Origin of the sequence: Microbacterium sp. H83 (genome assembly GCF_001650405.1) — a bacterium.
In the GTDB taxonomy this organism is placed as follows: domain Bacteria; phylum Actinomycetota; class Actinomycetes; order Actinomycetales; family Microbacteriaceae; genus Microbacterium.
On the sequence record NZ_LWCU01000015.1, the window covers coordinates 59,333 to 74,399 of the forward strand.

Sequence of the window (15,067 nt, forward strand, 5' to 3'; positions counted from 1 at the left end):
TCTCCGTTCGACCCGCCTGACAAGGAACCACACATGACCAAGCGCATCGTCGTCACCGGCATCGGCGCCACGTCCGCCATCGGCGGGACCGCCCCGGAGAACTGGGCGAACCTGCTCGCAGGGATGTCCGGCACCCGGACCCTCGAGCACGACTGGGTGCAGCAGTACGAGCTGCCCGTCACCTTCGCGGCCGAGGCGATCGTCCGCCCCGAGGAGGTGCTGCCCCGCCACGAAGCGAAGCGGCTCGACCCCTCCTCGCAGTTCGCGCTGATCGCCGCCCGCGAGGCCTGGGCCGACGCCGGCTCCCCCGAGGTCGCTCCCGAGCGCCTCGGCGTCGACTTCGCTACCGGCATCGGCGGCCTCTGGACCCTCCTCGACGCCTGGGACACCCTGCGCGAGAAGGGCCCGCGCCGGGTGATGCCGCTGACCGTCCCGATGCTGATGCCGAACGCCGCGGCCGGCAACCTGTCTCTCCAGTTCGAGGCCCGCGCCTACGCGCAGACCGTCGTCAGCGCCTGCGCGTCGAGCACCGAATCGGTCATCCACGCCTTCCACCACCTGCAGGAGGGGCTCGCCGACGTCGTGATCGCCGGCGGCACCGAATCGGCCATCCACCCGATCACCATGGCCTCCTTCGCCTCGGCTCAGGCGCTCTCGCGCCGCAACGACGACCCGGCGACGGCCTCGCGTCCCGGAGCGATCGACCGCGACGGCTTCGTCATGGGCGAAGGCGCGGCAGCCCTCATCCTCGAGACCGAGGAGCACGCGAAGGCCCGCGGAGCCAAGATCTACGGCTATGTCCTGGGCGGCGGCGTCACCGCCGACGCGTACCACATCACCGGCAACGACCCCGAGGGCAACGGCGCCGCGCGCGCCGTGACGCAGGCTCTCGCCGAGGCCGGCATCTCGGCCGACCAGGTGACCCACATCAACGCGCACGCCACGTCGACGCCCGTGGGCGACCCCAACGAGTACGTCGCGCTGAAGAAGGTCTTCGGCGACCGCATCGACGAGATCCCGGTGTCGGCGACCAAGGCCTCGACGGGGCATCTCCTCGGCGGCACCGGCGCGCTCGAGGCGATCTTCTCGCTCCTCGCGCTCCGCGACCGCGTGGCCCCGCCGACCATCAACATGACGGAGCCCGACCCTGCCGTGCCGTTCCGCCTCTCCGGCGAGCCCACGCCGCTGGGCGAGGGTCCGCAGATCGCTATCAGCAACTCGTTCGGCTTCGGCGGTCACAACGCCGTCGCGGTCTTCGCGAGCGCCGACTGACCGGCATCCGCGCCCACGGCATCCGCGCACAGAGGGCCCCCGGAGCGATCCGGGGGCCCTCTGTCGTTCGTCGGCCGGTCAGGCGGCGCGGGCGAGCTGCCGGGAACGCGCGGCGCGCATGCGCGTCGCCCACGGCAGGAACCAGCCGATCAGCGGCCCGACGCCGAAGGCGAAGAGCACGGTGCCGACGCCGACGGGACCGCCGAGCAGGAAGCCGATGAGCAGGACGCTGCCCTCGAGCAGTGTGCGGACGATCCAGACCCGCCACCCCGTGCGGGCCACGAGGCCCGTCATGAGGCCGTCGCGCGGGCCGGGACCGAAGTCCGCCGCGATGTACAGACCGGTCGCGAACGACAGCAGGATCAGTCCCGCGACGAACATCGGGGCCCCGATCCAGATCGACGGCGGCTCGGGGATGACGAGGAGCGCGAGGTCGGCGCTGGGCCCCACCAGCAGGGCGTTGAGCAGCGTGCCGATCCCGACGCGCTGCCGCAGCGGGATCCACAGGAGCAGCACCACGATCGCGACCAGCACCGTGACCGTTCCGTAGCCGATGCCGCTGCTGCCCGCCACGCCGAGCGCCAGGACGTCCCACGGCGAGACGCCGATGCCCCCGCGCACCATGAGCCCGAGCGCCACCCCGTACAGGAACAGGCCTCCGAGGAGCTGGACGAGGCGCTCGACGAGGTCCCGACGGCCGGTCGACGCGATGGGGAGGAAGACGGAACGGAGCTGCATATCTCCATGGTGGACCCGCGTCATCGCCGCGGAGGAGGGCCACTCGACGAGAAGTGGCCTGCGACATGCAGGCCAGTCTGCGGCATGCTGGACATATGACCTCCCGACTCGTCGAGCAGCTCGGCGCCGAGAACGTGGCCGGCGCGACAGCGGCGGCTCTCGCCGGCCACATCAGGGCGCTGATCCTCGACGGCAGGCTGACCGTGGGCGAGCGCCTTCCGAGTGAGCGCTCGCTCGCGCTCGAGCTGCGGCGGTCCCGCTCGACCATGACGCGGGCCTACGGCATCCTCGAGGGCGACGGTCTCGTCACCCGGCTCCACGGCGGAAGCACCCGGGTCGCGCTCCCGCATGCGCCGCAGGCGCCCTCGGAAGGCCCGGACGACACGGCGATCGATCTCTCCATCGCGTCGATGGACTCGACCCCGGGGCTGTACGACGCGACCGTGCGATCCCTCCCGCGCCTCGCCGCGCTGCGCGGAACGAGCGGATACTCGCTGCGCGGGCTCCCCGAGCTGCGCGAGGCCGTCGCGCAGCGATTCACCGACCGCGGTGCCGAGACCGATCCCGACGGGATCATGATCACCTCCGGCGCGCTCAATGCCGTCAACCTCGTCCTGGCCACGATCGGACGGCGCGGCGCCACCGCCCTCGTCGAGCAGCCGACCTTCCCGCACGCGCTCGAGGCCCTGCACCGGCACGGCTATCGACCGCTGCCGACCCCGGTCGACGTCGCGGGCTGGGACGAGCGGCACGTCACCGACACGCTGCTGCGCGGCAGACCCCATCTGGCCTATCTCATCCCGGATTTCCACAATCCGACGGGAGCCACCCTGCCGGACCCCGAGCGCGCCCGTATCGCGACCACCGCGCGGAGCGTGGGCACCCGCCTGATCGTCGACGAGACCACGGCCGAGCTCGACATCGACCGTGGGTGGAGGCCGCTGCCCATGGCCGCGTTCAGCCCCGAGGTGATCACGGTGGGCTCGATGTCGAAGATCGCCTGGGGCGGCCTGCGGATCGGATGGATACGCGCCGATCGCGCGCTGATCACCCGGCTGCTCGCCGTGCGGCCCTCGTTCGAACTCGGAACGGCGCTGCTCGAGCAGTGCATCGCCGTCGAACTGCTCCAGGACATGCCCGCCCTGACCGCGCACGTCGCCGACCGTCTGCGCGCGGGTCGCGCGGCCGTCGCCGCGGGTCTCGCGGCGATCGACGGCGTCGACATGCCGGTCATGAACGGCGGCCTCTCGACGTGGGTCGACCTGGGCGCACCCGTCTCGACGGCGCTGTCGCTCGCGGCGCGGGATCGACAGCTGCTCCTGCCGCCCGGTCCGCGCTTCTCGACGGGCGGGGTCCTCGAGCGTCGCGTCCGCATCCCCATCACCCTGCCGCCCGAGCGCACCGCCGAAGCCATGGCGCGTCTCCGGCTCGCCTGGGACGACGTCCACGCGGGCGGGGCGACGCGGCCCGCCGAGGTCTCCCACGCCGCGGTCATCTGACAGACGAGGACCCCGTCCCTGGTCCAGGGGCGGGGTCCTCGTCATGGGGAGCGGGGATTCGCCTTCTCAGCATCCGGGATCGCTCACCGGCATCCGATACTCGCGCCTTCCCGCTCCGGGTCTCGTCGATCAGCCGACCTTGTGCAGCCACACGACGCGCGCGTCGTCGCTCGCGTGCCGGAACGGCTCCAGCTCCTCGTCCCAGGCCGACCCGAGTGCGATGTCGAGTTCGCGCTGCAGCTCGACGGCGCTTCCCGCCGCGATCTCCATCGCGTAGCGGATGCGGTCCTCGCCGATGACGATGTTGCCGGCCGCATCGGTCTGGGCGTAGTGGATGCCGAGGTCCGGCGTGTGCAGCCATCGGCCGCCGTCGCTCCGCGGCGTCGGATCCTCCGTGACCTCGAAGCGCAGGTGCTCCCAGCCGCGGATCGACGTCGCGAGCGCAGCCCCCGTGCCCACGGGACCGTCCCAGTAGAACTCGGCGCGACGAGCACCGTCGAGCACCGGCTGGTCGGTCCAGTCGAAGTTGACCGCACGCCCGATGGCGCGTCCGACCGCCCATTCCAGGTGCGGGCAGAGCGCGCGAGGCGCAGAGTGGATGAGCACCACTCCGCGTGCGTAAGCCGTCGCCATGATCTCTCCGTTTCATCAGGTGCGTCTTCCCCAACGACCTGAACCACGGGATCCGGCGTGAATATGCGGTTGTGCGCCCATTCTCGCCCAGACGGGTCGAAATCACAAGCGTGTGATTCCGGACGACGAAGGCCCCGGTCGGATCGACCGGGGCCACGACCTCAGAGGGTCCGTCTGGGTGATGAGGATCAGGCCTCGCTCATCGCCTGCTTCACCTGCTGGCCCTTGGCGGCGTAGTACGCGGCGCGGGCGGCGTCGCGACGCGCCTGCTCGGCGTAGCCCGCCTCGAGCACGTCCTGCGGGACCTCGACGTTCGGCACGTCCTGCGTCCCGTGGTACTTCTCGATGTAGGCGTCGAGCTCGGGGCCCGAGGTCCACGACGTGATGAGGCAGTACCGGGGATCGGTGCCGACGTGGGTCGCCGCGTGCCACAGACGCTGCGTGTCGACGATGAGCTGGGCGCCGGCCGGAAGGGCGATGCGGTACTCGATGCTCGGGTCGGTGCGGTTCTCCCGGAGGACGAAGAAGCTGTCCTTGTCGTCGGTGAGGTTGAAGAAGCCGCGGACCACCCAGCCGGTGCCGTCGGGGTTCAGGCGGTTGTTGTCGTCCTGGTGGAGGTTGTAGAGGCACTCGCCGTAGGGGGTCGGCTGCAGCTCGATGACGCGGCACCGCCCGACGTTCGCTCCCGGCTCCTGCGCGCGGCGCGTGAGGTTCGGGGCCTTCGCCGTCTGCGAGTCGATCCAGACGCCGTCCTTGTCGGTGCGCGGCGGCTTGTGGTTCCAGAAGCCGTTGCACTCGATCTCGCCCTTGGCGCTCGCGAGCGGAGCGAAGCGGGTGTCACCCGACGACTTCCAGTCGTTGTACTCGATGTCCAGCCACTCCTGGGGGTCGAGCTCCTGGTTGTAGCTGTCGAGAACGACGAATCCCTTGTCCTCGAGAGCCTTCGACTTGATGTATCCCATGATCTAGGTCATGTCCCTTCATCGGGGGCCAGCACGTTTTAACAAGCCCTGATAAGGCAAGCCTAACAGCGCGGTCGAGGAGCGCCTCGGAGGGGCGCCGTGAATAACGAATAGACTGAACCGGGCGCCTGGCGACTCCTGGTGCCGGGCGGCACGGGAGGACGAGACACCAGCATGGGCACTGCGACCAACGTCGAGGCGACAGCTGTCAACACGATCGAGTGGCTCGCTCAGGACTCCACCACCATCGTCGTGCCGGTGTACCAGAGGCAGTACCGATGGGACATCGGCGGCTGCGAGCAGCTGCTCTCCGACGTCAGGGCGGTCGCTCGGCAGGACGCCTCGCACCGTCACTTCATCGGCTCGATCCTCTCCGCCGCAGACGACTCCGATGCGGACACCGAACTCGTGCTCATCGACGGACAGCAGCGCATCACCACGCTCATGCTGCTCGTCGCGGCGCTCCGCCATGCGGTCCGCGACTCCGACGCCGCCCTCGCCGCCGAGCTCGACCGGGTCCTGGTGCGCCCCGACGACGCCGGCCGCACCAAGCTGCGTCCGCACGACGCCTGGGCGGACCTCTACGAATCGGTCATCCTGGGGCGCGGCGGTCAGGCCGAGCGCGAGTCGCGCTTCGACGACAACTACGCGTTCTTCCGCAGTCAGGTGCACGCCGACGAGGTGCGACTGATCTGGAGTGGGCTGCAGAGGCTCGAGCACGTGTCGATCACTCTCGGCACCCAGGCCAACGCCCAGCAGATCTTCGAGAGCCTCAACTCCACGGGCGAGCCGCTGCGTGATCACGAGCTCATCCACAACTACATCCTGATGGGGCTGACGCACGGCGAGCAGCTCGACGTGGAAGCGCGGTACTGGCTCCCGATCGAGCAGCACACGGGCGAGACCATCGGCGCGTTCTGGCGCCACTACCTGGTCATGACCACGGGTCGGGAGGTCGCCGCGAACGGCGAGCACGGCGTGTACAGCGCGTTCCGGCAGTCCTTCCCGCGCGTCGACGTCGAGCATCTCCAGTCGGATGCCGCGGTCTGGCGACACTACGCCGAGATCTACGGCATCCTGCTCGATCCCTCGCGAGAGCGGGACGAGGAGATCTCCCGGCAGCTCCGCCACGTCAACACCTTCGGGCGCGCCGCCTATCCGCTGGTGCTCAGTGCCTACAGCGACCATGCGAGGGGTGTGATCGACCGCGGCGAGCTGATCGAGACGCTCGAGTGGATCCAGGCGATGTACCTGCGCCGCACCCTGGTGAACCTGCCCAACGAGCGCCTCGTCGCCCGGCTCTGCCGCGCTCGGCGCGACGGTCGCGACGCCCTGGCACGCGCGTTCGCCCGCATCACCCCGTCCGACGAGCGGGTGAGCGCCGTGCTCAAGTACAGCGAGCTGCCGCATCCGGCGTACGTGCTCGCCCGACTCGAAGGCGTCGACGACGCGTCGGACTTCGATGTCGAGCACATCGTGCCCACCGTCCCCGCCGACCACTGGTCGGGCGGCGGCGATCGCACCTGGCTGGAGTACACGGACGACGAGCGCAACGCCCACCGCGCCCTCGCTCCGACGCTCGGCAACCTCACCCTGCTGGAGCAGGATCTCGCAGAGCGGGTCTTCGGCGAGTCGTTCCCCGTCAAGCGCGACCGTGCGTACTCCCGCAGCGGAGTGGCCGAGACCCGGGAGCTGACCGCGACCGACGCCTGGGGCACGGCAGCGATCTCCGCACGCACCGTGCGCCTCACGGCCGACCTCCTGCGCATCTGGGCCCGCCCGGCTCTGCCCGAGATCGACGACGACGGACTCACGCCGATCCTCGACGCGGTGCGCCGTCGCGGCTGGCCGGCCGGCTGGGAGCGCGAGTTCGAGTACGTCGAGTACCGCGGCGAGCGGTGGGAGGTGTACGACGTCCGCCACCTCTTCAACCGCGTGTTCCGGCGGGCGTGGACGGACGCCCGCGAGTCGGCGATCTCCTACTGCGCGACCCACGGCGGTCCGATCTACGATGAGATGGCGTGGAAGGGCCAGTGGGACCAGCTCGACGCATCGCACCACCTCTACATGGGCTGGGACTCCAACTACATGATGAATGCCGTGCAGGGCATCGCTCTCGAGTCCGACATCGCGTCGGAGGTCTTCGTGAAGTACTCCTATATCGGAAATGTGATGTGACATGACCACCACCGTCCGCCGCCTGCTCGATCTGACCGTGGAGGAGCACGTCCTCACGGTCCCGCTCGTCTGGGACGACCCCGCCGACACGCGCACGATCGACATCTTCGCCCGGGTGGTCACCCGGGAGGGTGGCGAGAGGCTGCCGTTCCTGGTCTACCTCCAGGGCGGCCCCGGGCATGAGGCTCCGCGCCCGTTCCATGCCTCCTCCTCGCCCGCCTGGCTCGACGAGGCTCTCGCGCACTATCGCGTGGTGATGCTCGATCAGCGCGGCACCGGGCTCTCCTCCCCCGTGGGCGACGCCGACCTCGAGCGCGGGTCCGACGCCGTCGCCGAGCACCTCACCCATCTCCGCGCCGACGCGATCGTGCGGGACTGCGAGGCCATGCGGCAGCACCTGAGCGCCGAGGCCTGGAGCGTCCTCGGACAGTCCTTCGGCGGCTTCACGACGCTCGCGTACCTGTCGACGGATGCCGACTCGCTGGCGGACGTGTTCATCACGGGCGGTCTGAGCGCGGTCGGCCGCCATCCGGACGACGTCTACGCGCTCTGCTACGACAAGATGCGCATCGCCTCGGAGAGGTACTACCGTCGCTTCCCCGAGCACCGCGACGTCATGCGCCGCCTCGTGGACAGGGCGGATGCCGGTGAGATCGTGCTGCCGGACGGCGAGGTCGTCTCGCCCTCCCGGCTGCGCTCCGTCGGCTCGGCGCTCGGCACGAACGACGGGTGGCAGACGCTGTGGTCGCTGCTCGAGCGGGATCCGTCGTCGAACGCGTTCCGGTACGACCTCATGGCAGCGATGCCGTACGGAGGACGCAACCCGCTGTACTTCGCCTTCCACGAGTCGAGCTACGCCGACGGCCATGCCACGCGGTGGTCCGCCGAGCGCACGGAGCCGGAGGACTTCCGGACCGATGTCACGCTCTTCACGGGTGAGCACATCCGACGGGAGTGGACGGAGACGGTCCCGGCATTCCGGCCCTGGCGCGACGTGGTCCTCGCCCTCGCCGAGATCGAGTGGCCGCGTCTCTACGACCCGGTGGCCCTCTCGGCGTCCCGGGCCACGGGAGCTGCGGCAGTGTACGCTCACGACGTCTACGTGCCTCTCGAGTTCTCGCTCGAGACCGCGCTTCTGATGCCGGGCGTCGAGCTGTGGATCACGAGCGAGCACGAGCACAACGGCCTCCGGTCGGGACCGGTGCTGACGCACCTCATCGACCTCGCGCACGGCCGCCGCATCCGCTGAGGATCCTCCTGCGGGTGGATGCCGTCGGCGCCGTCGGCATCTAGCCTGGACGCATGACCGACGCTCTGGGCATGCTCCTGACGATCGCGATCCTCCTCGTGGTGGCGATCGTCGTCATCGTCGTGATCGTCGCCGTGTACTCGCGGATGCCGCTCGAGCGGAAATACGAGAGCGCGGGCGGCGGCCTCGGCGGGTCGTTCGAGGCCGTGTGGATGCCGTCGGCCCACGAGGCCGGAATGGAACGCGACCGGCAGACGAAGCGCACCGCCCCGGCGCCCTCGCCCGGAGACCCGCCCAGCCGGATCGACGGGGACCGCATCACGCTCGATCTCTGACGCAAGCACCGACTCCGCTCCTCGCGGATACGGACACGACGCGCGGCACGCCGAAGGCCCCGGTTCCGAGGAACCGGGGCCTTCGTGGTGCGGGGGTCCTTACTTGGAGGAGCCGCCGAAGCCCTTGAAGCGCTGGTTGAACTTCTCGACGCGACCGGCCGAGTCCATGATGCGCTGCTTGCCCGTGTAGAACGGGTGCGATGCCGAGGAGATCTCGACGTCGATCACCGGGTACTCCACGCCATCGAGCTCGATGGTCTTGTCGCTGGAGACGGTGGAGCGGGTGAGGAAGGTCTCGCCGGAGCCGAGGTCGCGGAACACGACGGCCTTGTACTCGGGGTGGATGTCAGTCTTCATGGGATTCCTTAGTTGCTGCCCTGGATTGTGCCAGGGACGAGGGAAGTCTGCGGTGCAGAGAGCACCAAGGGTCGATTCTACCAGTAGTTCGACCGGATCAGCGACTCGCGATCAGGATGCCGCGCGGGCGGCGTAGCGGCCGTCCTCGCTGCGCAGGATGATCGGCATGCCGAACGTCTCGGTGAGCGCCTCGCCCGTGAGCGTCTCGGCGATCGGTCCCGCCGACACGACACGACCGTCGCGGATGAGGAGGACGTGCGTGAAGCCGACCGGGATCTCCTCGACGTGGTGGGTGACCATGAGCATCGCCGGGGTCGTCGGTGCCGAGGCGTAGCCGCTGAGCAGCGCCAGCAGCTCCTCCCGGGAGCCGAGGTCGAGCGAGGCCGTGGGCTCATCCAGGAGCAGCAGCTCGGGGTCCGTCATGACGGCCCGCGCGATCTGGACGCGCTTCTGCTCGCCGTCGCTCAGCGTGCCGAACGTGCGGTCGGCGAGGTGCTCGAGACGCCAGTCGCCGAGCACCCGCAGAGCGCGGCGCTCGTCGATGTCCTCGTAGCTCTCGTTCCAGCGGCCGAGCACGGAGAACGCGGCGGTGAGCACGGTGTCGAGCACGGTCTCGTCGCGCGGCACGCGCTTGGCCATGGCGGACGACGCGAAGCCGATGCGCGGACGCACCTCGAAGACGTCCGTCCGTCCGAGGGTCTCCCCCAGCACCGTCACGGTCCCGGAGGTGGGGTGCATGAGCGTGTCGGCGAGCTGCAGCAGGGTGGTCTTGCCCGCACCGTTGGGTCCGAGGATCACCCATCGCTGATCGTCGTCGACCTGCCAGGTGACGCCATCGATGATGTTGCGGCCTTCGCGGCGCACGACGACGTCGGTGAATTGCAGAGCGGTCGGCATGCCCCCAGCCTATCGGCTCACCCGGCGAGCTCCGCGTAGAGCGCGCGGGTGGTGTCGGCGATCGCACCCCAGCTGAACTCGTCCCTCGCGCGCTCGCGTCCGGCCTGGCCGTACTCCCGCGCCCTCGCCGGGTCGGAGACCACCTCGGTGAGCACGCGCGCGAGGTCCGCCACGTACCTCTCGGGGTCCACCGGCGTACCGGTGCCGTCCTGCACCTGCTCGATCGGCACGAGCCGCCCCGTCACGCCGTCGGCGACGACCTCGGGGATACCTCCGGTCGCGGTGCCGACCACGGCCGCGCCGCACGCCATCGCCTCCAGGTTCACGATGCCCAGCGGCTCGTAGACCGACGGGCAGACGAACGTCGTCGCCGCGGCGAGGATCGCGGACAGCTCGTCGCGCGGCAGCATCCGGTCGATCCAGACGACCCCCTCGCGGGTCTGCTGCAGCAGCCGCACGCCCTCCTGCACCTCGGCGAGGATCTCCGGCGTGTCCGGCGCGCCGGCGCAGAGGATCAGCTGCACGTCAGGCGGCAGCAGGCGCGCCGCCTGGAGCAGGTACGGCAGCCCCTTCTGTCGAGTGATCCGGCCGACGAAGACCACGGACGGCCTCGTCGGGTCCATGCCCACGGAGGCGAGGAATCCGGGATCCTGCACCGGCCGCCAGCGCTCGACATCGATGCCGTTGTGGATGACGCGGACCTTCGCCGGGTCGACCGACGGGTAGCTGCGCAGGATGTCGGCCCGCATACCGGCGCTCACGGCGATGACGGCGGCGGCGTTCTCGTATGCCAGCTTCTCGATGCCGCTGGACACCGCGTACCCGCCTCCAAGCTGCTCCGCCTTCCAGGGCCGCAGCGGCTCGAGGCTGTGCGCGGTGAGCACGTGCGGGATGCCGTGCAGCTGCGACGCGAGGTGACCGGCGAAGTTCGCGTACCACGTGTGGCTGTGCACGATGTCGGCGCGGGAGATGGCCGCGACGATCTCCAGGTCGGTGCCGAGCGTCTGCAGCGCCGCGTTCGCGGACGCCAGTCCGGAGGGCGTGCGGTAGGCGAAGGTGCCCGGTTCGTCACGGTCCGCACCGAATGCCCGCACCTCTACATCGATATTCTGCCGGAGCGCGGCGACGAGCTCGGCGACGTGCACACCCGCGCCCCCGTAGATCTCGGGCGGGTATTCCTTCGTGATCATTTCGACGCGCATGCCTAGACGCTAGTGACTCGGTTGTCCAGATGCTAGTTACCCGAGCCGCGCGGCCTCTATGGTGGGTGCATGTCCGCACCAAAGAAGATCTTCGGGATCATCCTCGCCGGTGGCGAGGGCAAGCGACTCATGCCTCTCACAGCCGATCGCGCGAAACCGGCCGTGCCCTTCGGCGGACAGTACCGATTGATCGACTTCGCGATCTCGAACCTCATCAACTCGGGCCTTCGCCAGATCGTCGTCCTCACGCAGTACAAGTCGCACAGCCTCGACCGGCACATCTCGCAGACCTGGCGGATGTCGGCCCTGCTCGACTCGTACGTCGCGTCGGTGCCCGCTCAGCAGCGACTCGGCAAGCGCTGGTTCTCCGGCTCGGCCGACGCGATCCTGCAGAGCATGAACCTCCTCAACGACGAGAAGCCCGACATCGTCGTCGTCATCGGCGCCGACCACGTCTACCGCATGGACTTCCGTCAGATGCTCGACGCGCACATCGAGTCGGGCGCGAAGGCGACCGTCGCCGGCATCCGTCAGCCGATCGCGATGGCATCGCAGTTCGGCGTCATCGACGCCGACAGCGAGACGGGGCGCATCAAGCAGTTCCTCGAGAAGCCCACCGATGCCACCGGCCTCGACGACGCCCCGCACGAGGTGCTCGCCTCGATGGGCAACTACATCTTCGACGCCGACGCCCTCATCGCGGCCGTCGAGGCCGACGGCGAGTCGCCGACCTCGGGTCACGACATGGGCGGCGACATCGTCCCGTACTTCGTCGACCGCGGCGAGGCCGGCTACTACGACATGAAGCAGAACGAGGTCCCCGGCTCCTCGCCGCGCGACCGCTCGTACTGGCGGGACGTCGGTACGATCGACTCCTTCTTCGACGCGCACCGGGACCTGATCTCCACCCTGCCGATCTTCAACCTGTACAACATGGAGTGGCCGATCCACTCGCAGGCGGTGAACTCGCCGCCGGCGAAGTTCGTGCGCGACTCGGTCGGGCGCATCGGCAACGCGATCGACTCGATCGTCTCGCTGGGCTCCGTCCTCTCGGGCACCCACCTCGAGCGCAGCGTCGTCGGCCCGTGGACGCTGGCCGGCGGCGGGTCCACGATCACGGATTCCGTCGTGTTCGACCACGTCCAGGTCGGGGCGGGATCGAGAGTCCACCGTGCGATCCTCGACAAGAACGTCGTCCTCGCCGACGGCGCGACGGTCGGCGTCGATCGCGAGCGGGACCTGCAGCGAGGGTTCACGGTCACCGACTCGGGCATCACCGTCGTCGGCAAGGGCGTCTTCATCGAGCGCTGACGGCGGCGCCCGGCACGGCCGGGCGACCGCTGTCGGTAGGCTCGGGGGGTGACCTCCGCGCGTTTCCTCGTCGTCCTCGATGCCGATTCCACCCTCATCCGCAACGAGGTGATCGAGCTCATCGCCGATGAGGCGGGACGCCGCGACGAGGTGCAGGCCGCCACCGAGGCCGCGATGCGCGGCGAGGTCGACTTCGCCGCGAGTCTGCGCTCGCGCGTCGCCGCGCTCGAGGGCGTCCCGGTCTCACGCTTCACCCGGGTGCTCGAGAGGATCGAGCCGACCCCGGGCGTCCACGCGCTGACGCAGGCCGTGCACGAGCGCGGCGGCGTGGTCGGCGTGGTGTCAGGGGGCTTCCACGAGATCCTCGACCGCATCGCCCCGGACCTGGGCGTCGACCGCTGGCGCGCGAACCGCCTGTCCGTGGCCGACGACGCGCTGTCCGGTCACGTCGCCGGCGACATCGTGGACGCCGCAGCCAAGGCCGCGTCCCTGCAGGAATGGGCGGACGAGCTCGGCGTGCCCCCGCGCGCCACGATCGCGATCGGCGACGGCGCGAACGATCTGCAGATGATGGCCGTCGCGGGGCTGGGACTCGCCTTCAACGCCAAGCCCGCGGTCCGCGCAGCCGCGAGCCTCGTGGTCGGCCCGCAGGACCTCTCCGAGGTCATCGCGCTGCTGCCGTAGCGGATGTCGGAGGCCCGGTCTATCGTCGGGCACATGGACATCATCCTGATCCCCGGACTCTGGCTCGACGCGTCCAGCTGGGCCGACGTGACGAGCGCCCTCGAAGACGCCGGCCATACCGTGCACCCGCTCACCATGCCGGGTGTAGGCGTCTCCGCATCGGAATCGTCCGACATCGGGATGGCCGCGTGGGTGGCGTCGGCGGTCGCCGCCGTCGACGCGGTCGGGGGGCCGGTGATCGTGGTCGGCCACAGCGGAGGCGGCAATGTCGCCTGGGGTGTCGCCGACGCCCGCCCCGAGGCGGTCGCGCGCGTCGTCCTCGTCGACACCGTCGCCCCGCCGGCCGGCTCCGGCATCGGCGAGTTCGCGGCCGTCGACGGTGTCGTCCCCTTCCCGGGGTGGGATCACTTCCCGGACGAAGACGTGAGCGACCTCGACGACGAGACCCGCGCCCGCACCGCTCCGCTCACCCGCAGCGTGCCGTCTCGGGTACCCGCCGATCCGATCGCGTTGGGCGACCCCGCGCGCTATCGCGTGCCGGTGACGTTCCTCATGGGGTCGTACGACCAGGAGACCTTCGAATCCGAGCTCGAGGAGTGGGGACCCTACGCCGACGAGTACCGGGCGATCGAGGACGCAGAGGTGGTGCGCATCGGGTCCGGCCACTGGCCGCAGTTCTCGATGCCCGCGCGCGTGGCCGAGCTGATCGACGAAGCGGTCAGCCGACGAGCCTGAGCGGGGTCAGTGCCCCATCCCGAGGCCGCCGTCGACGGGGATCACCGCGCCCGAGATGTACCCGGACTCGTCGCTCGCGAGCCACGTGACGACGCCCGCGACCTCGTCGGGCGTCGCGAAACGCCCCGCCGGGATGTTCGCCTTGTACTGCTTCTGCGTCTCCTCGGGCAGTTCGGCCGTCATGTCCGTCTCGATGAATCCGGGGGCCACGACGTTCGCCGTGATGCCGCGCCCGCCGAGCTCGCGCGTCAGCGACCGCGCGAATCCGACCAGCGCGCTCTTCGAGGCCGAGTAGTTGACCTGTCCGGCCGATCCGTAGAGTCCGACCACGCTCGAGATCAGGATGACGCGGCCGAAGCGCGCCCGCAGCATCCCCTTCGAGGCCCTCTTGACGACGCGGAACGTCCCGCCGAGGTTCGTCGCGACGACGCTGTCGAAGTCGTCCTCGCTCATCCGGAGCAGGAGCGTGTCCTTCGTGATGCCGGCATTGGCTACGACGATCTCGACCGGACCCAGCTGCTGCTCGACCTCGGTGAACGCGGCATCGAGCGCCGCGGCATCCGTCACGTCTGCGCGGACGGTCAGCGTGCCTTCCGGGCCCTCGCCGCTGCGAGCGGTGACGGCGACGCGGTATCCGTCGCGGACGAAACGCTCGGCGATCGCCCGGCCGATTCCACGGTTTCCGCCGGTGACGAGCACGACGCGCTGAGAACTCATTTCCACTCCAGATCTGGCCGCGCGGGGTCGTCGGCCGGGTCGTCATCGATCCTATCGACCATGTCGTCCCCTCCGACGTCCGCTGTTTGACAGGAGACTCCTCGGCTGGAACGCTGAAGCCGACGAAAGGGCCTCATCGTGAGCGACACCGGCATCTCCTCTCCTGCGGACGATCAGCATCCGACTCCCCCGGCCCCGCCGGCCTACCCGGGCGCCTCCGCCGCGCTGCCCGCGCAGCCGTATCCCGCACCCGGCCCGCAGCCCACGCAGGCCTATCCGGGCGCGGCCCCGTCCCTCC

The 15,067-nt window shown here is 70.0% G+C and carries 15 protein-coding genes; 8 read left to right on the forward strand and 7 right to left on the reverse strand.

The genetic code is table 11. From position 1 onward, the window contains the following. Positions 1-33 precede the first annotated feature (33 nt). Positions 34-1,272, forward strand: a complete 1,239-nt coding sequence (locus A4X16_RS08195; RefSeq protein ID WP_067119118.1) for a beta-ketoacyl-[acyl-carrier-protein] synthase family protein — start codon at positions 34-36, stop codon at positions 1,270-1,272. Positions 1,273-1,350: 78 nt separating this feature from the next. Here the strand turns inward: A4X16_RS08195 and yczE are convergent, their stop codons facing one another. Continuing rightward, entirely contained in the window at positions 1,351-2,010 is a 660-nt protein-coding gene (gene yczE / locus A4X16_RS08200) for a membrane protein YczE (RefSeq protein WP_067119121.1), read from the reverse strand. A 95-nt stretch (positions 2,011-2,105) separates the two neighbouring features. Between yczE and yczR the strand changes: the two genes are divergently transcribed. Continuing rightward, a complete protein-coding gene (gene yczR, locus A4X16_RS08205) occupies positions 2,106-3,509 on the forward strand; it encodes an aminotransferase-like domain-containing protein (protein WP_067119124.1) in 1,404 nt (467 codons plus the stop codon). Between the two features lie 129 nt (positions 3,510-3,638). Here yczR and A4X16_RS08210 read toward each other — a convergent pair whose 3' ends face one another. Together A4X16_RS08210 and A4X16_RS08215 are read right to left on the reverse strand one after the other, a co-directional pair. Continuing rightward, a complete protein-coding gene (locus A4X16_RS08210; RefSeq protein WP_067119128.1) occupies positions 3,639-4,142 on the reverse strand; it encodes a DUF3145 domain-containing protein in 504 nt (167 codons plus the stop codon). A 188-nt stretch (positions 4,143-4,330) separates the two neighbouring features. Then, positions 4,331-5,104 carry a hypothetical protein gene (locus A4X16_RS08215; RefSeq protein WP_067119132.1) on the reverse strand — a complete coding sequence of 258 codons (774 nt, stop codon included), beginning with the start codon at positions 5,102-5,104 and terminating at the stop codon, positions 4,331-4,333. A 174-nt stretch (positions 5,105-5,278) separates the two neighbouring features. On the opposite strand from A4X16_RS08215, the gene A4X16_RS08220 reads away from it, so the two are divergent. From A4X16_RS08220 to A4X16_RS08230, 3 genes are read left to right on the forward strand one after another with little or no spacing between them, the layout of a single operon-like run. Beyond that, on the forward strand, positions 5,279-7,282 hold the full coding sequence (locus A4X16_RS08220; RefSeq protein ID WP_067119135.1) for a DUF262 domain-containing protein: 2,004 nt from the start codon (positions 5,279-5,281) through the stop codon (positions 7,280-7,282). A gap of 1 nt (position 7,283) precedes the next feature. Beyond that, positions 7,284-8,531: an alpha/beta fold hydrolase gene (locus tag A4X16_RS08225; RefSeq protein ID WP_067119137.1), complete on the forward strand. Its 1,248-nt coding sequence runs from the start codon at positions 7,284-7,286 to the stop codon at positions 8,529-8,531. Between the two features lie 53 nt (positions 8,532-8,584). Then, positions 8,585-8,866, forward strand: coding sequence for a hypothetical protein (locus tag A4X16_RS08230; RefSeq protein WP_067119140.1), 282 nt, complete (start codon positions 8,585-8,587; stop codon positions 8,864-8,866). Between the two features lie 99 nt (positions 8,867-8,965). Here the strand turns inward: A4X16_RS08230 and A4X16_RS08235 are convergent, their stop codons facing one another. The 3 genes from A4X16_RS08235 to glgA all read right to left on the reverse strand — a co-directional run bounded on the left by A4X16_RS08235 (position 8,966) and on the right by glgA (position 11,322). Continuing rightward, on the reverse strand, positions 8,966-9,223 hold the full coding sequence (locus tag A4X16_RS08235; protein WP_021200734.1) for a type B 50S ribosomal protein L31: 258 nt from the start codon (positions 9,221-9,223) through the stop codon (positions 8,966-8,968). 111 nt (positions 9,224-9,334) lie between these two features. Then, complete coding sequence (locus tag A4X16_RS08240) at positions 9,335-10,120, reverse strand: ABC transporter ATP-binding protein (protein WP_067119143.1); 786 nt, start codon at positions 10,118-10,120, stop codon at positions 9,335-9,337. 17 nt (positions 10,121-10,137) lie between these two features. After that, on the reverse strand, positions 10,138-11,322 hold the full coding sequence (gene glgA, locus A4X16_RS08245; RefSeq protein WP_067119146.1) for a glycogen synthase: 1,185 nt from the start codon (positions 11,320-11,322) through the stop codon (positions 10,138-10,140). 69 nt (positions 11,323-11,391) lie between these two features. Between glgA and A4X16_RS08250 the strand changes: the two genes are divergently transcribed. From A4X16_RS08250 to A4X16_RS08260, 3 genes are read left to right on the forward strand one after another with little or no spacing between them, the layout of a single operon-like run. After that, a complete protein-coding gene (locus tag A4X16_RS08250; protein ID WP_067119149.1) occupies positions 11,392-12,633 on the forward strand; it encodes a glucose-1-phosphate adenylyltransferase in 1,242 nt (413 codons plus the stop codon). 48 nt (positions 12,634-12,681) lie between these two features. Then, positions 12,682-13,317, forward strand: a complete 636-nt coding sequence (gene serB, locus A4X16_RS08255) for a phosphoserine phosphatase SerB (protein WP_067119152.1) — start codon at positions 12,682-12,684, stop codon at positions 13,315-13,317. A 33-nt stretch (positions 13,318-13,350) separates the two neighbouring features. Then, positions 13,351-14,052: an alpha/beta fold hydrolase gene (locus A4X16_RS08260; RefSeq protein ID WP_067119155.1), complete on the forward strand. Its 702-nt coding sequence runs from the start codon at positions 13,351-13,353 to the stop codon at positions 14,050-14,052. A 6-nt stretch (positions 14,053-14,058) separates the two neighbouring features. Here the strand turns inward: A4X16_RS08260 and A4X16_RS08265 are convergent, their stop codons facing one another. Further along, a complete protein-coding gene (locus A4X16_RS08265; protein WP_067119158.1) occupies positions 14,059-14,769 on the reverse strand; it encodes a beta-ketoacyl-ACP reductase in 711 nt (236 codons plus the stop codon). Positions 14,770-15,067: the final 298 nt, after the last annotated feature.

What these genes read in the sequence shown, in the direction of transcription:
- A4X16_RS08220 (WP_067119135.1), top strand. Translation starts at nt 5,279, where the DNA reads ATGGGCACTGCGACCAACGTCGAGGCGACAGCTGTCAACACGATCGAG.
- A4X16_RS08260 (WP_067119155.1), top strand. Translation starts at nt 13,351, where the DNA reads ATGGACATCATCCTGATCCCCGGACTCTGGCTCGACGCGTCCAGCTGG.
- A4X16_RS08210 (WP_067119128.1), bottom strand. Translation starts at nt 4,142, where the DNA reads ATGGCGACGGCTTACGCACGCGGAGTGGTGCTCATCCACTCTGCGCCT.
- yczE (WP_067119121.1), bottom strand. Translation starts at nt 2,010, where the DNA reads ATGCAGCTCCGTTCCGTCTTCCTCCCCATCGCGTCGACCGGCCGTCGG.
- A4X16_RS08265 (WP_067119158.1), bottom strand. Translation starts at nt 14,769, where the DNA reads ATGAGTTCTCAGCGCGTCGTGCTCGTCACCGGCGGAAACCGTGGAATC.
- A4X16_RS08225 (WP_067119137.1), top strand. Translation starts at nt 7,284, where the DNA reads ATGACCACCACCGTCCGCCGCCTGCTCGATCTGACCGTGGAGGAGCAC.
- A4X16_RS08240 (WP_067119143.1), bottom strand. Translation starts at nt 10,120, where the DNA reads ATGCCGACCGCTCTGCAATTCACCGACGTCGTCGTGCGCCGCGAAGGC.
- A4X16_RS08195 (WP_067119118.1), top strand. Translation starts at nt 34, where the DNA reads ATGACCAAGCGCATCGTCGTCACCGGCATCGGCGCCACGTCCGCCATC.
- A4X16_RS08250 (WP_067119149.1), top strand. Translation starts at nt 11,392, where the DNA reads ATGTCCGCACCAAAGAAGATCTTCGGGATCATCCTCGCCGGTGGCGAG.
- A4X16_RS08235 (WP_021200734.1), bottom strand. Translation starts at nt 9,223, where the DNA reads ATGAAGACTGACATCCACCCCGAGTACAAGGCCGTCGTGTTCCGCGAC.
- A4X16_RS08215 (WP_067119132.1), bottom strand. Translation starts at nt 5,104, where the DNA reads ATGGGATACATCAAGTCGAAGGCTCTCGAGGACAAGGGATTCGTCGTT.
- A4X16_RS08230 (WP_067119140.1), top strand. Translation starts at nt 8,585, where the DNA reads ATGACCGACGCTCTGGGCATGCTCCTGACGATCGCGATCCTCCTCGTG.
- yczR (WP_067119124.1), top strand. Translation starts at nt 2,106, where the DNA reads ATGACCTCCCGACTCGTCGAGCAGCTCGGCGCCGAGAACGTGGCCGGC.
- glgA (WP_067119146.1), bottom strand. Translation starts at nt 11,322, where the DNA reads ATGCGCGTCGAAATGATCACGAAGGAATACCCGCCCGAGATCTACGGG.